Source organism: Kitasatospora sp. NPDC043949 (assembly GCF_056435365.1).
Genome location: NZ_JBWKEQ010000027.1, coordinates 83,073 through 103,050, shown reverse-complemented (window position 1 = coordinate 103,050; position 19,978 = coordinate 83,073). Strand labels below are relative to the sequence as shown.

The following is a 19,978-nucleotide window of genomic DNA, read 5'->3' as shown; positions in this document are numbered from 1 at the left end:
CGCGCGTGGGGGTCAGGCGCCGATGAGCTTGGAGAACTTCTGCTCGAAGTCGCTCTCCTCGGTCTCGGTGAGGGTGCGGAACACGTGCGACTTGGCCGCCATCTCGGGGGTGGGTACGACCAGCGGGTTGGCCGCGCTGTCCGGGGCGAGGGTGGCGAGTTCGTCCTTCATCCCGGTCACGGCGGAGACGAAGCCGATGCCCGCGACCAGCTGCGCCGCGATCTTCGGCTGATAGTAGAAGTCGATGAGCTTTTCCGCGTTCGCCTTGTGCTGCGCCCGGGCCGGGATCAGCATGTTGTCCGTCGAGGAGACGTAGCCCTTCTCCGGGATGACGAACTCGATGTCCGGGTTGTCGGCGCGCAGTTGGATCAGGTCGCCGCCCCAGGCGACGCAGGCCGCGATGTCGCCGGAGGACAGCTCCTGGCCGTAGTCGTTGCCGGTGAAGCGGCGGATCTGCTTGCTGTCGACGCCCTTCTGCAGCCGGGCGACGGCGGCGTCGTAGTCGTCGGCGGTGAACTTCGCCGGGTCCTTGCCCAGGTCCAGCAGGGTGATCCCGATGCTGTCGCGCATCTCGGAGAGGAAGGTGACCCGGCCCTTGAGGTCGGGGTCGTCCAGCAGTTGGGAGACGCTGGTGACCTCCTTCCCCTTGGTCGCCTTCTTGTTGTAGGCGATGACGACCTGGATGCCGGCCCACGGGTAGGAGTACAGCCGGCCCGGGTCCCAGTCGGGGGCGCGGAAGCGGGAGTCGATGGTGGTGATCGCGGTGGTGACGTTCGCCGGGTTGAGCTTCTGCGCCCAGCCGAGCCGGATCAGCCGGGCGGCCATCCAGTCGGTGAGGACCATCAGGTCGCGTCCGGTGTCCTGGCCGGCCGCGAGCTGCGGCTTGACCTTGCCGAAGAACTCGACGTTGTCGTTGACGTCCTCGTTGTACCTGACCTTGACGCCGGTGGCCGCGGTGAAGGCGTCCAGGGTGCCGTGCTTCTGCTTGTCCTTCTCGTCGGTGTCGATGTACAGCGGCCAGTTGGAGAAGTTGACCACCTTCTCGCTGTCCGAGAGGTCCTTGGCGGCGTTGGCGGTCGAGTCGCCGCCGACGGTCCTGGCCGCCGGGATCCCGCAGGCGGCCAGCGTGCCCGCACCGGCGGTCAGCGCGGCGGCCCGCAGCAGGGTGCGGCGGCCGATCGCGGCCCGGCCGCTGGTCAGGCTGCGTTCCCAGGCCTTGCGGACCGGTTCGGGCAGACCGTCGGTGAACTCGTTGAACGCCATGGAACGGGCCTCCTGGGGGTAAGAGGTCGAATCGGGGCGCCCTGGGGGCGGCGCCCCTGGGCAGGGGTTATCTGTCTCCGAAGACGGTGCGGTGCCAGTCCTTGCGGGCGACCGCGGTGGTGTCGAACATGACGTGCTTGACCTGGGTGTACTCGTCCAGCGAGTACTGGGACATGTCCTTGCCGTAGCCGGACGCCTTGTAGCCGCCGTGCGGCATCTCGCTGATGATCGGGATGTGGTCGTTGACCCAGACGCACCCGGCCGCGATCTCCCGGGTGGCGCGCAGCGAGCGGTGCACGTTGCCCGTCCAGGCGGAGGCGGCCAGGCCGTAGGGGGTGTCGTTGGCCAGCCGCAGGCCCTCGTCGTCGGTGTCGAAGGGCAGCACGACCAGCACCGGGCCGAAGATCTCGCCCTGGACCACCTCGCTGTCCTGGGCGGCGCCGGTGATCAGGGTGGGCGCGTAGTACGCGCCGCGGGTGAGGTCGGTGCCGTCGTGGCCCTTCTCCGGCGCGCGGCCGCCGGTGACCACGGTGGCGTAGGAGCGGGCGCGTTCGACGAAGCCGGCCACCCGGTCCCGGTGGGTGTACGAGACCAGCGGGCCGAGGTCGGTGTGCGGGTTGAGCGGGTCGCCGATCCGGATCGCGGCGTACAGCTCGGCCACGCCGGCCACGAACGCGTCGTACAGCGGGCGCTGGACGTACGCGCGGGTGGCGGCGGTGCAGTCCTGGCCGCCGTTGATCAGCGAGGCGGCGACCGCGCCGTGCACGGCGGCGTCGAGGTCGGCGTCGTCGAAGACCACGAACGGGGCCTTGCCGCCGAGCTCCAGGTGGGTGCGCTTGACGCTCGCGGTGGCGAGTTCGGCGACCCTGCGGCCGACCGGGGTGGAGCCGGTGAAGGACACCATGGCGACGTCCGGGTGCGCGACCAAGTGCTCGCCGGTGGTGCGTCCGGCGCCGGTGACCACGTTGACCACGCCGTCCGGGATGCCCGCCTCGGTGCAGGCCCGGGCGAACATCAGCGAGGTGAGCGGGGTCAGCTCGGACGGCTTGAGCACGATGGTGTTGCCCGCCGCGATCGCCGGCAGGACCTTCCAGGCGGCCATCTGCAGCGGGTAGTTCCACGGCGAGATCGAGCCGACCACGCCGATCGCCTCGCGGCGCACGTAGGAGGTGTGGTCGCCGGAGTACTCGCCGGCCGCCTTGCCCTCCAGGTTGCGGGCGGCGCCAGCGAAGAACGCCACGTTGTCGATGGTGCCGGGGACGTCGAACTCGGTGGCCAGCTTGACCGGCTTGCCGGTCTGCGCGGTCTCCACCCGGGCGAGGTCGGCACTCGCCGAGGCCAGGACGGCGGCCAGTGCGGTCAGCGCCTCGGAGCGGGCACCGGGGGTGGCGCGGGACCAGCCGGGCAGGGCCGCCTTCGCGGCGGCCACGGCCGCGTCGACCTCGCCGGTGGTGGCCAGGGCGACCTGCTCGACCACGCTGCCGTCCGCGGGGTTGACGACCTGGAAGGGCTCGCCGCTCCCCCGGGTCTGACGGCCCGCGATGTACTGCGCGCCCGCGCCGAAGTCGGTCAGGTCCATCTGGTTCCTCCAAGTGCCGGTGGGTCGACTGCCACGGCGATTCTCACGGTTGTGCCGTGGGGGAATCCGACCGGCTGATCACCGGGGTTGCGCGATCCTGGCAGTCCGGCGGACTCCGGACAAGGGATTCCGCTGTTGCATTCCGGCAACGCGATGGATTCCGGCGTGAGGTCTGTTTTTCGCCACAGCCGACCCGCTGACCATGCCCGCTACCGCCCCGGCGTGACAAGGGTCACTGCGACAACCTCGGCGGGTAGGGCCTTACAGGGTGCAAGGGTTCACCGAGGGCGACAGGTCGTCGCCGCGATGGATGATTTACCTGACACTCTGGTCCCTCAAGGCCCTGGAGGCCCGCGATGCTCCCCACCGTCGCCCGCGTGCTCGACCTGGAGGTGATGCGGCGCGGCCTGCCCCAGGTCGTCGCCGGCGCCGACCACCTGGAGCGGCCCGTCCGCTGGGTCCACGTGAGCGAACTGCCCGACGTCGCCGGGATGCTCCAGGGCGGCGAACTGGTGCTCACCACCGGCATCGCGCTGCCCGACGACCGCGAGGGCCTGGCCCGCTACGTCCGCGAACTGGACGAGGTGGGGGTCGCCGGCCTGGTCGTCGAGTACGGCCGGCGCTACTTCGACTCGCTGCCCCGCGCCCTGGTGCACGCCGCCGAACAGCGCGGCCTGCCGCTCATCACGCTCCGCCGCGAGCTGCGCTTCGTCGCCGTCACCGAGGCCGTGCACGCGCTGGTGGTCAACGCCCAGCTGGAGCAGCTGCGCGTCTCCGAGGCCGTCCACCAGGTGTTCAACGAGCTGGTGGTGGAGGGCGCCGAGCCGCCCGAGGTGATCCGCCAGGTGGCCCGGATGGCGGGCGCGCCGGTCGTCCTGGAGAACCTCGCGCACCAGGTGCTCGCCCACGACACCGCCGGCCGCCCGGAGGTCGAACTGCTGGAGGACTGGGAGCGCCGCTCCCGCGGGGTCCGCCCGCCCGGCCGCACCGGGCACGACCCGCGCAGCGGCTGGCTGGTGACCACGGTCGGCGCCCGCGGCCAGGACTGGGGCCGGCTGGTACTGGTGCAGGATCCGGGCCCGCTGCCCGAGAACGAGGCCCACCCGCACACCATGCTGCTGGAGCGCGGCGCCTCCGCGCTGGCACTCAACCGGCTGGTGGTGCGCGACCGGGAGAGCCTGGAACGGCAGACCCACCGCACCCTGCTGTCCGGCATCCTCACCCACGCGCTGACCGTCTCCGAGGTGGCCCTGCGCGCCCAGGCGCTCGGCGTCCCGCTGGAGGGCCGCCGGCTGGTCGGGGTGGTGCTGCGGCAGCGGCGCGGCCCGATCCCGGCCGCCCTGGAGGCGCAGGCCCGGCTGCGCGACTTCACCGAGCTCGCCGCAGGAGCCGTCCGGGCCTGCCGGCTCTCCGCCCTGGTCGGCGCGCTGGACGACGAGGGCGTCGGCGTGCTGATCACGCTCGGCACCCAGCAGGACGAGCACGCCGCCCTGGACGCCTTCTCGGCCACGCTGCGCCGGATGTCGGCCGAGGCCGGCCGGGACGACGCCGCCGCCGCCGCACCGGCCCCGGTGGTCGCGGTCGGCTCCTCGGTCGGCTCCGTCCGGGACGCCCGGCGCACCCTGCTGGAGGCCACCCAGGTCGCCGACGCGGCCCTGCACGACGCGCCCGGCGGCCGGGCCGCCTCGTACTACCGGCTGCCGGACGTCCGGCTGCGCGGCCTGCTCCACCTGCTGCGCGACGACGCCCGGCTGCAGACCTACGTGGAGCGGGAGCTCGGCCCGCTGCTGGCCCACGACGCCGAGCACAACGGCCAGTTGGTGCAGATGCTGCGAATCTACCTGGAGCAGGGCCGGAACAAGTCGGCGGCGGCCGACGCCGCGCACCTGTCCCGGCCGTCCTTCTACGACCGCCTGCACAAGGTCGAGCGGATCCTCGGCGTCGACCTCGACCAGGTGGAGTCCTGCCTCTCCCTGCACGTGGCACTGCTCGCCCTGGACGCCGTCCGCCGCTGACCGCTGCACGCCGGTGGCCTACACGCCGGTGATGCGCCCCCAGACCTTGTGCAGTTCGGGCCGCTCCGCCGAGGTGACGTCGCGCATGGTGTGCAGCCGGGCGCGCATCTCGTCGGTCGGGAAGAGCAGCGGGTTCTCCGCCAGTTCGGCCTTGTCCTTGTCACCGCTGGCCGCCAGCACCTCGCGGGCGGCCGGCACCGGGCAGATGTACTGGACGAACGCGGCGAGTTCGGCGGCCACCTCGGGCTGGTAGTAGTGGTCGATCAGCAGCTCGGCGTTGCGCTTGTGCCGGGCCCGGTTGGGGATCATCAGGCTCTCCGCCCACAGCTCGCCGCCCTCCTGCGGCACCACGAACTCGATGTCCGGGTTCTGGGCGGTCAGTTGGACGGCGTCGCCGGAGTAGGCCTGGCAGGCGACGGCGGCGCCGGAGGCGAGGTCGCTGGTGTAGTCGTTGCCGGTGAAGCGGCGGATGTGGCCGGTGTCGACCATCTTCTGCACGGTGTCCATCGCCCGGTGCGCGTCGTCCTCACCGAACCGGGAGACGTCCGCGCCCTGGGCGAGCATCAGCAGCCCGAGCGCCTCGTCCAGCCCGGCGAACAGGGTGACCCGGCCCTTGAGGTCGGGCGCCCAGAGGTCCGCGGTCGACTTCAGCTCCCGGCCGAGCGCCTTGCGGTTGTACGCGATGCCGGTGATCCCGGACTGCCAGGGCACGCTGCGCCGGCGCCCGGGGTCGAAGGCCGGGTCGGCGAGCTGCGGGTCCAGGTTGGCGGTGACGTTGGGCAGGTTGGCCCGGTCCATGGCCTGCACCCAGCCGAGCGAGACGTACCGGCCGGCCATCCAGTCGCTGACCACCATGAGGTCCCGGCCGGGGTCGGCGCCCTGGGTGAGCACCGGGCTGATCTTGCCGAAGAACTCGTCGTTGTCGTTGATGTCCTCGGTGTAGGTGACCGCGATGCCGGTCCGCTCGGTGAAGGCGTCCAGGGTCGGCCGGTGCCCCTGGTCGTCGGTGTCGATGTACTGGGTCCAGTTGGAGAAGGCGAGCCGCTGCTCGCGGTCCGAACGGTCCTGGACCAAGCGGCGGTCCTCGGCGACGTACGCGGACGGGATGCCGCAGCCGGTCAGCGTGCCGGCGCCGAGCAGCGCGGCCCCGCCGAGCACCGAACGCCGGCGGATCGTACGGGAGTTGTGGGGGCGGGTCGGGGTGGTGCTGCTGGGCATGGGGAAGGCCTCCGGAGCGTGGGACGGCCCCGGGCGTGCGCGACACCCGGGGCCGTCCGGTCGGTACGTCAGACGGTGTGCGCGTCGGCGAGCGACAGCACCTCGTCGAGCACCGCGAGACCGGTCTTGGCCTCTTCCTCGGTGACGGTGCACGGCGGGACGACGTGGAGGCGGTTCATGTTGACGAACGGCCAGAGCCCGCGCTGCTTGCAGGCGGCGGCCAGCTCGGCCATCGGCGCGTTGGCGGCGCCGGCCGCGTTGTACGGGACCAGCGGCTCGCGGGTCCCGCGGTCCTTCACCAGGTCGAGCGCCCAGAACACGCCGAGGCCGCGGACCTCGCCGATCGAGGGGTGCCGCTCGGCCAGCTCCCGCAGGCCGGGGCCGAGCACGGTCTCGCCGATGTGCTTGGCGTTCTCGACGATGCCCTCCTCCGCCATGGCGGTGATGGTGGCGACGGCCGAGGCGCAGGCCAGCGGGTGGCCGGAGTAGGTGAGCCCGCCCGGGAACGCCCGCTCGGCGAAGGTGGCGGCGATCTCGGCGCTGATCGCCACGCCGCCCAGCGGGACGTAGCCCGAGTTGACGCCCTTGGCGAAGGTCAGCAGGTCCGGGGTGACACCCCAGTGGTCGGCCGCGAACCACTCGCCGGTGCGGCCGAAGCCGGCCATCACCTCGTCGAGGATGAACACGATGCCGAAGCGGTCGCAGATCTCCCGGACCCCGGCCAGGTAGCCCGCCGGCGGGATCAGGATGCCCGCGGTGCCGACCACGGTCTCCAGGATGATCGCCGCGATCGTCCCGGGGCCCTCGAAGGCGATCACCTGCTCCAGGTGCTCCAGCGCGCGCTCGCACTCCTGTGCCTCGTTCTCGGCGTGGAAGTTGGAGCGGTAGGCGTACGGGCCCCAGAAGTGCACCACGCCGGAGACGCCGGTCTCGTTGGCCCAGCGGCGCGGGTCGCCGGTGAGGGCGATCGCGTTGGCGGTGGCGCCGTGGTACGAGCGGTAGGCGGACATGACCTTCTGCCGGCCGGTGTGCAGCCGGGCCAGCCGGACGGCGTTCTCGACCGCCTCGGCGCCGCCGTTGGTGAAGAAGATCTTGTCGAGGTCGCCGGGGGTGCGCTCGGCGATCAGCCGGGCGGCCTCGCTGCGCGCCTCGACCGCGAAACCGGGGGCGATGGTGCAGAGCTTCGCCGCCTGCTCCTGGATCGCGGCGACCACCTTCGGGTGCTGGTGACCGATGTTGGTGTTGACCAGCTGCGAGGAGAAGTCGAGGTAGCGGTTGCCGTCGTAGTCCCAGAAGTACGAGCCCTCGGCGCCGGCCACCGCGAGGGGGTCGATCAGCGCCTGGGCGGACCACGAGTGGAAGACGTGCGCGCGGTCGGCGGCCTTGACCGCCTGGCCGGCGGCTGAGTCAGCGGTGGGGATGCTCATGCCGGTAAGGCTAGGGAGTCGCGGCCCCGAAGTGCAGTTTCATCTTGTCAGCCGGTCACGCGAACGGCCGACAGGATGCAAAGACACCGGGCCCGGGTCGAAAGGACCCGGGCCCATTGTCCGTTCACACGATGGACGCGCGATCAGATCGCGGTCATACAGCGCCGACCGCCACGACCCGCTAGATCGCGGTCATACAGCGCCGACCGCCACGACCCGCTGGATCGCGGTCATACAGCGCCCGACCGTCACGACCCGCTAGATCGCGGTCATGACGTGCTTCACCCGGGTGTAGTCCTCGAAGCCGTACGCGGAGAGGTCCTTGCCGTAGCCGGACTTCTTGAAGCCGCCGTGCGGCATCTCGGCGACCAGCGGGATGTGGGTGTTGATCCAGACGCAGCCGAAGTCCAGCCGGCGCGACATCCGCATGGCGCGGGCGTGGTCCTTGGTCCACACCGAGGAGGCCAGCGCGAAGTCGACGCCGTTGGCGTAGTCGACGGCCTGGTCCTCGTCGGTGAACTTCTGCACGGTGATGACCGGGCCGAAGACCTCGTTCTGGATGATCTCGTCGTCCTGCCGCAGGCCGGAGACGACGGTCGGGGCGTAGAAGTAGCCCTTCTCGCCGACCTGGTGGCCACCGGCCTCGACCTTGGCGTGGGCGGGCAGCCGCTCGATGAAGCCGGCCACCTGCTTCAGCTGGTTGGCGTTGTTCAGCGGGCCGTACAGCACGTCCTCGTCGTCCACGCCGCCGGTCTTGGTCTCGGCCGCGGCCTTGGCCAGCGCCTCGACGAAGGCGTCGTGGATCGACTCGTGCACCAGCACGCGGGTGGCGGCGGTGCAGTCCTGGCCTGCGTTGAAGTAGCCCGCGACCGAGATGCCCTCGACGGCCTCGGCGATGTCGGCGTCCTCGAAGACCACGACCGGGGCCTTGCCGCCCAGCTCCAGGTGGACGCGCTTGACGTCCTTGGAGGCGGACTCGGCGACCTGGATGCCGGCCCGGACCGAACCGGTGATGGAGGCCATCGCCGGGGTCTTGTGCTCGACCATCAGCCGGCCGGTCTCGCGGTCGCCGCAGATCACGTTGAAGACGCCGGCCGGCAGCTCCAGGTCCTTGAGGACGCCGCCGATGATCTCGGCGAGCAGGACGGTGGAGGCCGGGGTGGTGTCCGAGGGCTTCAGGACGACGGTGTTGCCCGCGGCGATGGCCGGGGCGAACTTCCAGACGGCCATCATCATCGGGTAGTTCCACGGCGCGACCTGGGCACAGACGCCGACCGGCTCGCGGCGGACGATCGAGGTCATCCCGTCCATGTACTCCCCGGCGGCCTTGCCCTCCAGCATGCGGGCGGCACCGGCGAAGAAGCGGATCTGGTCCACCATCGGACCGATCTCCTCCGAGAGGGTCAGCCCGCGCGGCTTGCCCGTGTTGCGGACCTCCGCCTCGACGAGCTCGTCGGCCCGGGCCTCGACCGCGTCGGCGATCTTGAGCAGCAGCTTCTGGCGGGTGCTCGGGGTGGCGTCGCGCCAGACCGGGAAGGCGGCGGCGGCCGAGGCCATGGCGGCGTCCACATCGGAGGCACCGGACAGCGGGGACGTCGCGTAGACCTCACCGGTGGTGGGGTCGACGATGTCGAGCGTGCGGCCGTCCGCCGCGTCGACGAACTCACCGTTGATGTAGTTGCGCAGCGTGCGAAGGTCGCTCACGGGGTCTCTCCTCGGTCTGGGCCTGCGGCGTTGCAGTTTCCGGCGCCATGGTACGTCGGCGGGTCCGGCGCACGAAGGGTGTCGGGTGGCCGGGCCCTGGACGGCGCGGTCCACTGGTTTGGGGGAACGCGCGCTGCGCTGCGGGGCTGCGCGCGTACCGTGCCAGGGTAGCCGCATGACTGCTGGTATCGACAGGTGCAGTGCACGTAGGCGATGAAATCCGTACGCGGATTCCAAGATCACGACGAAATCAGCAGATTCCTCGCTTGCGAACAGGAGAACGATCAGGCACAGTGGCGGCGTGGCCAACCGCGACCGGAACGCGAGCGTTCCCCTCGATGCCGCCTCCAAGGCGATCATCGAGCAGCTCCAGGAGGACGGACGCCGCCCGTACGCCGCCATCGGCAAGGCCGTCGGCCTGTCCGAAGCGGCCGTGCGCCAGCGCGTCCAGAAGCTGCTCGACCAGGGCGTGATGCAGATCGTCGCCGTCACGGACCCGCTCACCGTCGGCTTCACCCGCCAGGCGATGGTCGGCATCCGGGTCGAGGGCGACATCGAGCCCGTCGCCGACGCGCTGGCCGCCCTCGACGAGGTCGACTACGTCGTCTGCACCGCAGGCTCGTTCGATCTCCTGGCCGAACTGGTCTGCGAGGACGACGAGCACCTGCTCGAACTGATCAACAAGCGCATCCGCGCGCTTCCCGGCGTGCGGAGCACCGAGAGCTTCGTCTACCTGAAGCTCCGGAAACAGACCTACACCTGGGGCACCCGATGACAGCCGACCCGGCGCAGAAGGACCTTTCCAAGACCGCCTACGACCACCTGTGGATGCACTTCACCCGCATGTCGTCGTACGAGAACTCCCCCGTGCCGACGATCGTCAAGGGCGAAGGCACCTACGTCTGGGACGACAAGGGACGCAAGTACCTCGACGGCCTCGCCGGCCTGTTCGTCGTCCAGGCCGGCCACGGCCGCGAGGAGCTGGCCGAGGCCGCCGCCAAGCAGGCCAAGGAGCTCGCCTTCTTCCCGGTGTGGAGCTACGCCCACCCGAAGGCCGTCGAGCTGGCCGAGCGCCTGGCCAACTACGCCCCGGGCGACCTGAACAAGGTCTTCTTCTCCACCGGTGGCGGCGAGGCCGTCGAGACCGCCTGGAAGCTCGCCAAGCAGTACTTCAAGCTGACCGGCAAGCCGACCAAGTACAAGGTCATCTCGCGCGCCGTCGCCTACCACGGCACCCCGCAGGGCGCCCTGTCGATCACCGGCCTGCCGGGCCTGAAGGCCCCGTTCGAGCCGCTGGTGCCGGGCACCCACAAGGCCCCGAACACCAACATCTACCGCGCCCCCGCCTTCCTCGAAGGCCCGGACGGCACGGTCGACCCCGAGGCCTACGGCCGCTGGTGCGCCGACGAGATCGAGGTGGCCATCCTCAACGAGGGCGCCGAGACCGTCGCCGCCGTCTTCGTCGAGCCGGTGCAGAACGCCGGTGGCTGCTTCCCGCCGCCGCCCGGGTACTTCCAGCGCCTGCGCGAGATCTGCGACCGCCACGACGTGCTGCTGGTCTCGGACGAGGTCATCTGCGCCTTCGGCCGCCTGGGCACCATGTTCGGCGCCGACAAGTTCGGCTACCAGCCCGACATGATCACCTGCGCCAAGGGCATGACCTCGGGCTACTCCCCGATCGGCGCCACGATCATCTCGGACCGCCTCGCCGAGCCGTTCTACAAGGGCGACAACACCTTCCTGCACGGCTACACCTTCGGCGGCCACCCGGTCTCCTCCGCGGTGGCGCTGGCCAACCTCGACATCTTCGAGCGCGAGGGCCTGAACCAGAACGTCCTCGACAACGAGGCCGCGTTCCTGGGCACCCTGAACAAGCTGCGCGACCTGCCGATCGTCGGCGACGTCCGCGGCAACGGGTACTTCTACGGCATCGAGCTCGTGAAGGACAAGGTCACCAAGGAGTCGTTCAACGACGACGAGGTCGAGCGCGTCCTCTACGGCTTCCTGTCGAAGGCCCTCTTCGACAACGGCCTGTACTGCCGCGCCGACGACCGTGGCGACCCGGTCATCCAGCTGGCCCCGCCGCTGATCTCCAACCAGTCGACCTTCGACGAGATCGAGCAGATCCTGCGGACCAGCCTCACCGACGCGTGGGCGAAGATCTGACCCCCTGATCCTCCTTCCCCACCCTCCGCCGAAGGGCGGTCCCACTCCCCCGGGACCGCCCTTCGGCGTTTTCCGGCGCGGACAGCCGATCAAACATGCCTGATTGCGGGTGATTTGCCCGCGATGGACCAGAGCGCCGCAACCGCACCAGGCCCCAGTCGTTCTAATCTGACGACTGTCATATCCCTGCGGCCACCCAGGATGGAACCTCATGTCAGCGGCACCGCCTGACAACGACGTGCTGTGGGCCCGGGGGATCGTCAAGTCCCATCACGGCACCCCCGCCCTGCGGGGCATCTCGATCGGCGTCCGCGAGGGCGAAGTGCTCGCCGTCACCGGCCCGCGCGGCTCCGGCAAGAGCACCCTCCTCGGCTGCCTCTCCGCCCTCCTCACCGTCGACGAGGGCGAGGTCTGGTTCAACAGCGCGCCCGTCCACACCCTCGGCCGGGCCGGGCGCGAACGGCTGCGCCGCGACCGCTTCGGCTTCGTCGGCTCCGAACCCCACCTGGTGCCCGAACTGACCGCCCGGGAGAACGTCGCCCTGCCGCTGCTGCTCGCCGGCGCCGGCAACAAGGCCGCCTACACCGCCGCCGACGAATGGCTGGAACGCCTCGACGTCGGCGAGGTCGCCCGGCAGCGCCCCGACCGGCTGCTCCAGAGCCAGCGCCAGCGGATCGCCGTCGCCCGCGCCCTCGCCCCGCTGCCGCCCGTCGTCTTCGCCGACGACCCCACCGCCCCGCTCCACCGAGAGGCCGCCGACCAGGTCCTGCGGATACTGACCAGCGCGGCCCGGTCGCACCAGCTCACCCTCGTCCTGGCCACTCACGACCCCGAGCTCGTCCGGTTCGCGGACCGCGCCGTCGCCCTCGTCGACGGACGGCTCACCGCCCCCGCCGCCCCCGTCCCGCGCGGCCCCGCCGCCCCGGGGGCGGCCGGCGCGTCCGCCGTGTCGGCCACCCGCCGCTGACGACGCCGAGCCGCTGAAAGAGTCGACGTGTTCTATCTCCGTCTGGCCCGGGGCTACCGGGTGCCCGACCTCGGCCGCTGGCTGCTCACCGTGCTGGCCGCCGCCGTGGTCTCCGCCTTCCTGCTGCGCTCCCTCGGCCGGGCGATGAGCGACCCGCTCGGCGGCGAGGACGCGCTGGTGCGACTGCTCTGGTGCCTGCCCCCGCTCGCCGCCGTCGCCTGGTTCGCGGCCGTCACCGCCCGCGCCGTACCCGCCCAGCGGCCCGAACGGATCACCGGCCTGCGCGCCGCCGGAGCCGGCTCCGGCCGGATCCGCACCCTGATCGCCGGTGAGGTCGTGCTCGCCTGCACCCTCGGCAGCGTGCTCACCCTGCTGGTCTTCCTGGTCCTGCGCAACGACATCGCCGGGCCCGCGCTCGCCCCCGATCTCGGCATGGGCGTACCGCTGCCGGCCGTCGCGCCGGTCGCCCTGCTCGCCCTGGTCCCGCTCACCGCCGGGATCGCCGCCGCCTGCGCCGTCCCGCCCACCGAGTACCTGCCCGGCAGCCGCACCCACCGCGGCACCGGCTTCGGCGCGCTGCGGGTCGCCCTGCCGGTCGGGCTCGCCGTGATCGGCCTCGCCCTCGAACTCATCGCCCTGCGGCCCGGCGCCGCCGCCGACGGCCGGCCGATCCACCTGCCCGCCGGGCTCGGCAGCACCAGCACCGCCGCACTCGGCGGCTGGGCCGCCAGCGCGGTCGGACTCGCCCTGCTCACCGGCCCGTTGCTGTCCTGGACGGGACGGCTGCTCGCGCTCGGCCGGCCCACCCCGCTGCGGCTGCTGGCCGGCCGCGGACTCACCGCCCAGGCCCGCCGCCTCGGCCCTCCGCTGGCCGTGCTCACCCTCGCCCTCGCGCTGGTGCTCACCACCATCCGCTACTGGATCGGCACGCCCGACAGCGCCGACGTGCTGCCCGCCGTCGAGGCCTGCCTGGTGCTCGGCTGCGCGGCCGCCGCCGTGGCCGCCCGGCTGGCCGAGGTCCGCACCGACCGCCGGGACGTCACCGACGTGCTGCTGCGCCTCGGCACCTCGCCCCGGCTGCTGTTCGGCGCGGTCGCGCTGCGCACCCTGGCGGTGGGCACCACGCTGCTGGTGACCGGCGGGGCGACCGCCGCACTGGCGGCCGCCGGCCTGCGCTGACTTCCCGGCCTGCGGTGATTGCCCGGCCTGCGGTGACCCGCCGGCTCAGCCCGCCGGCTCAGCCCGCCGCGGCGAGCTGGCCGCAGGCGCCGTCGATCTCCTGGCCACGGGTGTCGCGGACGGTCGTCGGCACCCCGTGCGACTGGAGCCGGCGGACGAACTCGCGCTCGTCCTCGGGCCGGGAGGCGGTCCACTTGGAGCCCGGCGTCGGGTTCAGCGGGATCAGGTTGACGTGCACCCGGTGGTTCTTGATCAGCCGGCCGAGCAGGTCCGCCCGCCACGCCTGGTCGTTGATGTCCTTGATCAGCGCGTACTCGATGGAGATCCGCCGGCCGGACTTCTCCGCGTAGTTCCACGCGGCGTCCAGCACCTCGGCAACCTTCCAGCGGGTGTTCACCGGCACCAGCTCGTCGCGCAGCTCGTCGTCCGGGGCGTGCAGCGACAGCGCCAGGCGGCAGCTGAGGCCCTCGTCGGCCAGCCGGTTCATCGCCGGGACCAGGCCGACGGTGGAGACCGTGACACCACGCTGGGACAGGCCGAAACCGTCCGGCGCCGGGTCGGTCAGCCGGCGGATCGCGGCCAGCACCCGGTTGTAGTTGGCCAGCGGCTCGCCCATGCCCATGAAGACCACGTTCGACAGCCGCGCCTCGCCGCCGGGGATCTCGCCGGCCTTGAGCGCGCGCATCCCGGCGGCGATCTGCTCGACGATCTCGGCGGTGGACAGGTTGCGGGTCAGCCCGGCCTGGCCGGTCGCGCAGAAGGGGCAGTTCATGCCGCAGCCCGCCTGCGAGCTGATGCACATGGTGACCCGGTCCGGGTAGCGCATCAGCACCGACTCGACGAGCGTGCCGTCGAAGAGCTTCCAGAGCGTCTTGCGGGTGCTGTCGTCGTCGCAGGACACGTGCCGCACGACCGACATCAGCTCCGGCAGCAGGCTCCCGGTGAGCTTCTCCCGGCTGGCGGCGGGGATGTCCGTCCAGCCCGCCGGGTCGTTCGACATCCGGCCGAAGTAGTGGTTGGAGAGCTGCTTGGCGCGGAACGGCTGCTCGCCCAGCTCGGCGACGGCCTCCTTGCGCTCGGCGGGGCTCAGGTCGGCGAGGTGTCGCGGGGGCTTGGCGCCGCGCGGCGCGACAAAGGTGAGTTCTCCGGGCTTAGGCATGGTTCATCCAGTGTCGCAGACGCCGGGAGCGGGCCGGGACGTGCGAGGGCCCCGGACGCGCAGACGTCCGGGGCCCTTCCGCCGCTCGCGGCCGGAGGCCGGGTCGAGGGCCTGTCCGAGGGCCGGACAGGCCCTAACTGCCGACGAAGGCCGCCAGCAGCAGCCAGACCACCGGGGCGGTCGGCAGGAGCGAGTCCAGCCGGTCCATGATGCCGCCGTGGCCGGGCAGCAGCGTGCCCATGTCCTTGATGCCGAGGTCGCGCTTGATCATCGACTCGCCCAGGTCGCCCAGGGTCGCGGTGACCGCCGCGCAGCCGCCCAGGATCAGGCCCTGCCACCAGCTGCCGCCGTCGATGATCAGCTCCATCAGCACGGCGCCCGCCAGCATCGACAGGCCGATGCCGCCGGCCAGGCCCTCACGGGTCTTGCCGGGGCTGATCGTCGGGGCGAGCTTGGTCTTGCCGAACTTGTAGCCCACCGCGTAGGCGCCCGTGTCGCTGCAGATCGTGACGATCAGGAACAGCACGATCCGCTGCGGGCCGTCGTCGGCCGCCAGCATCAACGCCACGAAGGTGGCCAGGAACGGCACGTAGAAGGCGGTGAACACCCCGGCCGTTATGTCCCGCAGGTAGTCCTCCGGCGGCTCGGCCATCCGCCAGACCATCACCGCCAGCCCGGTCAGCGCGAGCGAGGCCGCGGCCCACTGCACCCCGGCCCAGTAGCCGGTGGCGATCATGGCGATGCCGCCCGCGACCAGCGGCACCAGCGGCGCCTTGATCTGCTTGCGCTCGGCGAGCCGACTGGTCAGCTCCCAGACGCCGACCGACACCGCGGCCATCACGACGAACAGGAACAGCGCCTTCACCACGAACAGCGAGGCGATGATCACCGCACCGAGACCGACCCCCACGCCTATCGCGGCCTGGAGGTTACGGCCACCGCGCTGCTTGCGCGGCTGCGGCTGCGGGGCGGACTGGGCGGCCACGGGTGTCTCCTGCCCTGGATGGGACGACGGCACGAAGTGGGGCTGCCCGGCCGCCGGGTAACTCGACGGCGGCGCGGGAGGCACCGAGGCCCCGGGGCGCGGCGGGGCGCCGCGGCCGGGGGTGGCGTCATCGGTTATCGCGCGCAGCACGACCGTCTCCGTCACGCCCGGCACCGCCGCCTCGGACCGGTCGTCCCGGAACAGCGGGCCGCTCAGCCGACCGGCCTCCCGGGACTGACCGGCGGCGGGGTCACCCGGCCGGCCGGAGCCCGCCGACGGGCCCTGGTCCGGCACGCCGGGGAACGGGCCGGGGCCCGCCGGTACGGGAGGCATGACCTGAGTCTCCTCCGCGTCGCCGCCCCAGTACACCGGAGGCTGCTGCGAGTGATCCGAACGGTGGCCGGGGTCACCCGGCGCGCCGCCCGGCGCACCCGGGTGGGCGGCCCCGCCGCCCGGGTGACCGGGGTAGCCCTGGGCCTGCGGCGGCGCCGGGTACTCGCCGTACCCCGGCGCCGGGTGCGCCTGCTGCAGAGGAGCCTGCGGCCGGGGCTGCGGCGCCGGGCGGTAGGGCTGGAACTGCTGGTCGGACGGGCCCCAGTAGCCAGGGGCGTCAGGGGCGTCGTTCATCAGACTTCGAGCAGCTCGGCTTCCTTGTGCTTCAGCAGCTCGTCGACGGCGGCCACGTACTTGGCCGTGGTGTCGTCGAGCTCCTTCTCGGCGCGGCGGCCGTCGTCCTCGCCGACCTCGCCGTCCTTGACCAGCTTGTCGATGGCGTCCTTGGCCTTGCGGCGCACCGCGCGGATCGAGACCTTCGCGTCCTCGCCCTTGCCCCGGGCCACCTTGATGAACTCCCGGCGGCGCTCCTCGGTCAGCTCGGGCAGCACCACCCGGATGAGGGAACCGTCGTTGGACGGGTTGACGCCCAGGTCGGAGTCGCGGATCGCCTGCTCGATCGCCTTCAGCGCGGTCTTGTCGAACGGCGAGACGACCGCCATCCGGGGCTCCGGCACCGAGAACGAGGCCAGCTGGTTGATCGGCGTCACGGTGCCGTAGTACTCGGCGACGATCTTGGCGAACATCGCCGGGTGGGCACGGCCGGTGCGGATGGCGGCGAAGTCGTCCTTGGCGACGGCGACGGCCTTCTCCATCTTCTCCTCGGCTTCGAGGAGGGTCTCTTCGATCACTGTGATCTCCCTGTCCGGTTCATCTGCGATTGTCCCGACCGGTGTCGGCGTCGAGGCCGGTCACGGCGACGGCGCCGTCCCGTACGGCTGATTGCTGCTCAGGCCCGGACAGAATCCTGGCTGATGAGTGTGCCGATCTTCTCACTCTTCACCGCGCGCGCGATATTGCCCTCCGCCAGCAGCTCGAAGACCAGCATCGGGAGGTTGTTGTCCTTGCACAGCGTGATCGCGGTGAGGTCGGCGACCTTGAGGTCGCGCGCGATGACCTCGGAGTACTCCAGCGCGTCGAACTTCACCGCGTCCGGGTTGGTCCGGGGGTCCGAGTCGTAGACGCCGTCCACGCCGTTCTTGCCCATCAGCAGGACGTCGGCGTGGATCTCCAGGGCCCGCTGGACGGCGGTGGTGTCGGTCGAGAAGTACGGCATGCCCATACCGGCGCCGAAGATCACCACACGGCCCTTCTCCAGGTGCCGGACGGCCCGCAGCGGCAGGTACGGCTCAGCGACCTGGCCCATGGTGATCGCGGTCTGGACCCGGGTCTCGATGCCTTCCTTGACCAGGAAGTCCTGCAGCGCCAGGCAGTTCATCACGGTGCCGAGCATGCCCATGTAGTCGGAGCGCGCCCGGTCCATGCCGCGGACCTGCAGCTCGGCGCCCCGGAAGAAGTTGCCGCCGCCGATGACCACCGCGACCTCGGTACCGGCACGGACGACGGTGGCGATCTCCCGGGCGATCGCGTGCACGACGTCCGGGTCGACGCCGAGTCCGCCACCACCGGCAAAGGCTTCACCGGACAGCTTGAGCAGCACCCGGCGGCGCGAGCCGGCCTTGGGGTCCTGCGCGGTCTCCTGCGTCTCCTGCATGGACTTCTCCTTTTTGCACCTACTGGCTCACAGGCGCGGGTGTGCGGATGCCCGGCCTGCGCGTACGCGAGAGGAGGCCACTGCCGCGGGAACCGGTTCGGTGTCCTGCACGGCAATGGCCTCCTCGTCGTTCATGGTGCCGACGCGGCCCGCCCGTGGACGGTTGGCACTGGGTGAGCCCGTTCGGCGTTCCGCCCGCCCCGGTCAACGGGCGGGGGCGGTTCCCAGCGTAAGGGCGCCGGGGACCAGGTGGAACGTGGCTCAGGCGCCGACGCGGAAGCGGGCGAAGCGCTTGAGGGCGACGCCGTTCTCCTCGAGGACCTTGGCGACGGTCTTCTTGTTGTCCTTCGCGAAGGCCTGCTCCAGGACGGAGTTCTCCTTGACGAAGCCGGTGACGCGACCCTCGACGATCTTCGGCAGGGCGGCCTCGGGCTTGCCCTCCTCGCGCGCGGTGGCCTCGGCGACGCGACGCTCGTTCTCGAGGTCCTCGGCCGGGATCTCCGCGCGGGACAGGAACTTCGGCGCGAACGCGGCGATGTGCTGCGCGACGTCCTTCGCGACCTCGGCGTTCTCCTTGTCCAGCTCGACCAGGACGCCGACGGCCGGCGGCAGGTCGGGGCTGGTCTTGTGCAGGTAGACCGCGACGAAGCCGTCACCGTCGAACTGGGCGAAGCGACGGAAGACGATCTTCTCGCCCAGGGTCGCGTTGGCCTCGTCGACGAACTGCTGGACGGTCTTGCCGGCCTCGATCTCGGACGCCAGGGCGGCGTCCAGGTCGGCCGGGGCGGTCTTGGCCACGTGAGCGGCGATCGCGTCGGCGACCTTGACGAAGTTGTCACCCTTGGCGACGAAGTCGGTCTCGCAGTTCAGCTCGACCAGAACGCCGGACTTCTTGTCCTCGGCGATCAGCGCGGCGACGGCGCCGTTGGAGGCGTCACGGCCCTCGCGCTTGGCAACGCCCTTCTGGCCCTTGATGCGCAGGAACTCGACGGCCTTCTCGACGTTGCCCTCGGCCTCGTCCAGGGCCTTCTTGCAGTCCATCATGCCGGCGCCGGTGAGCTCACGGAGCTTCTTGACGTCCGCGGCGGTGAAGTTCGCCATGGTGTGAATCTCTTCTCGCGTCTCGCGTGTCTGCGTGGGGAGACGCCGGGACCGATGGTTCGGTCCCGGCGCGGGAGAGAGGGGCACCTACCGGTGTCGTACCGGCGGGTGCCCCTCACCCTTGGTACGTCAGGCCTGCTCGGCCGGCGCCTCGGTGGCCGCAGCCTCGGTGGCCGCTGCCTCGGTGGCGGGGGCCTCGACGGCCGAAGCCTCGGCGGCGGGGGCCTCAGCGGCCGGAGCCTCGGCGGCGGCGGGGGCCTCCTCGGCCTTCTTCTCGCCCTCGATGAGGTCCTTCTCCCAGTCGGCCAGCGGCTGGTCGGCGCCCGGCTCGGCCTTGACGTCGCCCTTGGCGACACCGGCGCGGGCCTTCAGACCCTCGGCCACGGCGTCGGCGATCACGCGGGTCAGCAGGGTGACGGAGCGGATCGCGTCGTCGTTGCCCGGGATCTTGTAGTCGACCTCGTCGGGGTCACAGTTGGTGTCGAGGATGGCGACGACCGGGATGTTGAGCTTCCGGGCCTCGCCGACCGCGATGTGCTCCTTCTTGGTGTCCACGATCCACACGGCGCTGGGAACGCGCTGCATGTCACGGATACCGCCGAGGGTCTTCTCCAGCTTGTCGTGCTCGCGCTGGAGGACCAGGAGCTCCTTCTTGGTGAGGCCGGAACCGGCCACGTCCGAGAAGTCCAGCTCGCCGAGCTCCTTCAGGCGCTGCAGGCGCTTGTAGACGGTCGAGAAGTTGGTCAGCATGCCGCCGAGCCAGCGCTGGTTCACGTAGGGCATGCCCACGCGGGTGGCCTGCTCGGCGATGGCCTCCTGGGCCTGCTTCTTCGTGCCGACGAAGAGGACGCTGCCGCCGTGGGCAACGGTCTCCTTGATGAACTCGAAGGCGCGGTCGATGTAGTTCAGCGACTGCAGGAGGTCGATGATGTAGATGCCGTTGCGCTCCGTGATGATGAAGCGCTTCATCTTCGGGTTCCAACGGCGGGTCTGGTGACCGAAGTGGACGCCGCTCTCCAGCAGCTCCCGCATCGTGACGACGGCCATAGCCGTGCTCCTCAGGTGTTACGGCCCGGCGGTCGCGCAACGGACGGCGGGTTCGCGCGGTGGCGCTCCCCGCTCGCGCGGTGCGTCCGGCCGGGTCAGGCTCGGTTTGTCCGTGGCAGCC

16 protein-coding genes are annotated in these 19,978 nt (G+C 71.4%); 5 read left to right on the top strand and 11 right to left on the bottom strand.

Annotation, left to right across the window (positions count from 1 at the left end; all coding sequences use genetic code 11):
- Nucleotides 1-12: 12 nt before the first annotated feature.
- Together AC07AL_RS22675 and AC07AL_RS22670 are read right to left on the bottom strand one after the other, a co-directional pair.
- Nucleotides 13-1,263, bottom strand: coding sequence for a polyamine ABC transporter substrate-binding protein (locus AC07AL_RS22675; RefSeq protein WP_363585755.1), 1,251 nt, complete (start codon nt 1,261-1,263; stop codon nt 13-15).
- Nucleotides 1,264-1,330: 67 nt separating this feature from the next.
- On the bottom strand, nt 1,331-2,842 hold the full coding sequence (locus AC07AL_RS22670; RefSeq protein ID WP_363585754.1) for a gamma-aminobutyraldehyde dehydrogenase: 1,512 nt from the start codon (nt 2,840-2,842) through the stop codon (nt 1,331-1,333).
- Nucleotides 2,843-3,198: 356 nt separating this feature from the next.
- On the opposite strand from AC07AL_RS22670, the gene AC07AL_RS22665 reads away from it, so the two are divergent.
- Nucleotides 3,199-4,857, top strand: coding sequence for a PucR family transcriptional regulator (locus AC07AL_RS22665; protein ID WP_478317998.1), 1,659 nt, complete (start codon nt 3,199-3,201; stop codon nt 4,855-4,857).
- Between the two features lie 18 nt (nt 4,858-4,875).
- Here AC07AL_RS22665 and AC07AL_RS22660 read toward each other — a convergent pair whose 3' ends face one another.
- From AC07AL_RS22660 to AC07AL_RS22650, 3 genes are all read right to left on the bottom strand, one after another.
- The gene (locus AC07AL_RS22660; RefSeq protein ID WP_478317997.1) at nt 4,876-6,075 is read right to left on the bottom strand and encodes a polyamine ABC transporter substrate-binding protein; all 1,200 of its coding nucleotides are present in this window, start codon (nt 6,073-6,075) and stop codon (nt 4,876-4,878) included.
- A 68-nt stretch (nt 6,076-6,143) separates the two neighbouring features.
- Nucleotides 6,144-7,502: an aspartate aminotransferase family protein gene (locus tag AC07AL_RS22655; RefSeq protein ID WP_363585753.1), complete on the bottom strand. Its 1,359-nt coding sequence runs from the start codon at nt 7,500-7,502 to the stop codon at nt 6,144-6,146.
- Between the two features lie 258 nt (nt 7,503-7,760).
- A complete protein-coding gene (locus AC07AL_RS22650; RefSeq protein ID WP_363585752.1) occupies nt 7,761-9,206 on the bottom strand; it encodes a gamma-aminobutyraldehyde dehydrogenase in 1,446 nt (481 codons plus the stop codon).
- Between the two features lie 301 nt (nt 9,207-9,507).
- On the opposite strand from AC07AL_RS22650, the gene AC07AL_RS22645 reads away from it, so the two are divergent.
- From AC07AL_RS22645 to AC07AL_RS22630, 4 genes are all read left to right on the top strand, one after another.
- Entirely contained in the window at nt 9,508-9,981 is a 474-nt protein-coding gene (locus AC07AL_RS22645) for an Lrp/AsnC family transcriptional regulator (RefSeq protein WP_030243538.1), read from the top strand.
- Entirely contained in the window at nt 9,978-11,372 is a 1,395-nt protein-coding gene (locus AC07AL_RS22640) for an aspartate aminotransferase family protein (protein ID WP_350882875.1), read from the top strand. The genes AC07AL_RS22645 and AC07AL_RS22640 overlap by 4 nt, the downstream gene beginning before the upstream one ends.
- 211 nt (nt 11,373-11,583) lie before the next feature.
- The gene (locus AC07AL_RS22635) at nt 11,584-12,339 is read left to right on the top strand and encodes an ABC transporter ATP-binding protein (protein WP_478317996.1); all 756 of its coding nucleotides are present in this window, start codon (nt 11,584-11,586) and stop codon (nt 12,337-12,339) included.
- Between the two features lie 27 nt (nt 12,340-12,366).
- On the top strand, nt 12,367-13,518 hold the full coding sequence (locus AC07AL_RS22630; protein ID WP_363624864.1) for a hypothetical protein: 1,152 nt from the start codon (nt 12,367-12,369) through the stop codon (nt 13,516-13,518).
- A gap of 58 nt (nt 13,519-13,576) precedes the next feature.
- Here the strand turns inward: AC07AL_RS22630 and rlmN are convergent, their stop codons facing one another.
- From rlmN to rpsB, 6 genes are all read right to left on the bottom strand, one after another.
- Nucleotides 13,577-14,677, bottom strand: coding sequence for a dual-specificity RNA methyltransferase RlmN (gene rlmN / locus AC07AL_RS22625; protein ID WP_363585749.1), 1,101 nt, complete (start codon nt 14,675-14,677; stop codon nt 13,577-13,579).
- A 133-nt stretch (nt 14,678-14,810) separates the two neighbouring features.
- Nucleotides 14,811-16,289 (bottom strand): phosphatidate cytidylyltransferase, encoded by a 1,479-nt coding sequence (locus tag AC07AL_RS22620; protein WP_478317995.1) that lies wholly within the window; start codon nt 16,287-16,289, stop codon nt 14,811-14,813.
- Nucleotides 16,289-16,846 carry a ribosome recycling factor gene (frr, locus tag AC07AL_RS22615; RefSeq protein WP_063347665.1) on the bottom strand — a complete coding sequence of 186 codons (558 nt, stop codon included), beginning with the start codon at nt 16,844-16,846 and terminating at the stop codon, nt 16,289-16,291. The genes AC07AL_RS22620 and frr overlap by 1 nt, the downstream gene beginning before the upstream one ends.
- A 98-nt stretch (nt 16,847-16,944) precedes the next feature.
- Entirely contained in the window at nt 16,945-17,709 is a 765-nt protein-coding gene (gene pyrH / locus AC07AL_RS22610) for a UMP kinase (RefSeq protein ID WP_030056790.1), read from the bottom strand.
- Between the two features lie 261 nt (nt 17,710-17,970).
- Nucleotides 17,971-18,810, bottom strand: a complete 840-nt coding sequence (tsf, locus tag AC07AL_RS22605) for a translation elongation factor Ts (protein ID WP_363585748.1) — start codon at nt 18,808-18,810, stop codon at nt 17,971-17,973.
- Nucleotides 18,811-18,939: 129 nt separating this feature from the next.
- Nucleotides 18,940-19,857, bottom strand: a complete 918-nt coding sequence (gene rpsB / locus AC07AL_RS22600; RefSeq protein ID WP_363585747.1) for a 30S ribosomal protein S2 — start codon at nt 19,855-19,857, stop codon at nt 18,940-18,942.
- Between the last annotated feature and the right edge of the window lie 121 nt (nt 19,858-19,978).

Bases quoted from the DNA above. Each gene is read 5' to 3' on its own strand.
- AC07AL_RS22665 (WP_478317998.1), top strand. From the start codon at position 3,199: ATGCTCCCCACCGTCGCCCGCGTGCTCGACCTGGAGGTGATGCGGCGC.
- AC07AL_RS22670 (WP_363585754.1), bottom strand. From the start codon at position 2,842: ATGGACCTGACCGACTTCGGCGCGGGCGCGCAGTACATCGCGGGCCGT.
- AC07AL_RS22655 (WP_363585753.1), bottom strand. From the start codon at position 7,502: ATGAGCATCCCCACCGCTGACTCAGCCGCCGGCCAGGCGGTCAAGGCC.
- pyrH (WP_030056790.1), bottom strand. From the start codon at position 17,709: ATGCAGGAGACGCAGGAGACCGCGCAGGACCCCAAGGCCGGCTCGCGC.
- AC07AL_RS22640 (WP_350882875.1), top strand. From the start codon at position 9,978: ATGACAGCCGACCCGGCGCAGAAGGACCTTTCCAAGACCGCCTACGAC.
- tsf (WP_363585748.1), bottom strand. From the start codon at position 18,810: ATGGCGAACTTCACCGCCGCGGACGTCAAGAAGCTCCGTGAGCTCACC.
- AC07AL_RS22675 (WP_363585755.1), bottom strand. From the start codon at position 1,263: ATGGCGTTCAACGAGTTCACCGACGGTCTGCCCGAACCGGTCCGCAAG.
- AC07AL_RS22635 (WP_478317996.1), top strand. From the start codon at position 11,584: ATGTCAGCGGCACCGCCTGACAACGACGTGCTGTGGGCCCGGGGGATC.
- rlmN (WP_363585749.1), bottom strand. From the start codon at position 14,677: ATGCCTAAGCCCGGAGAACTCACCTTTGTCGCGCCGCGCGGCGCCAAG.
- rpsB (WP_363585747.1), bottom strand. From the start codon at position 19,857: ATGGCCGTCGTCACGATGCGGGAGCTGCTGGAGAGCGGCGTCCACTTC.
- AC07AL_RS22620 (WP_478317995.1), bottom strand. From the start codon at position 16,289: ATGAACGACGCCCCTGACGCCCCTGGCTACTGGGGCCCGTCCGACCAG.
- AC07AL_RS22660 (WP_478317997.1), bottom strand. From the start codon at position 6,075: ATGCCCAGCAGCACCACCCCGACCCGCCCCCACAACTCCCGTACGATC.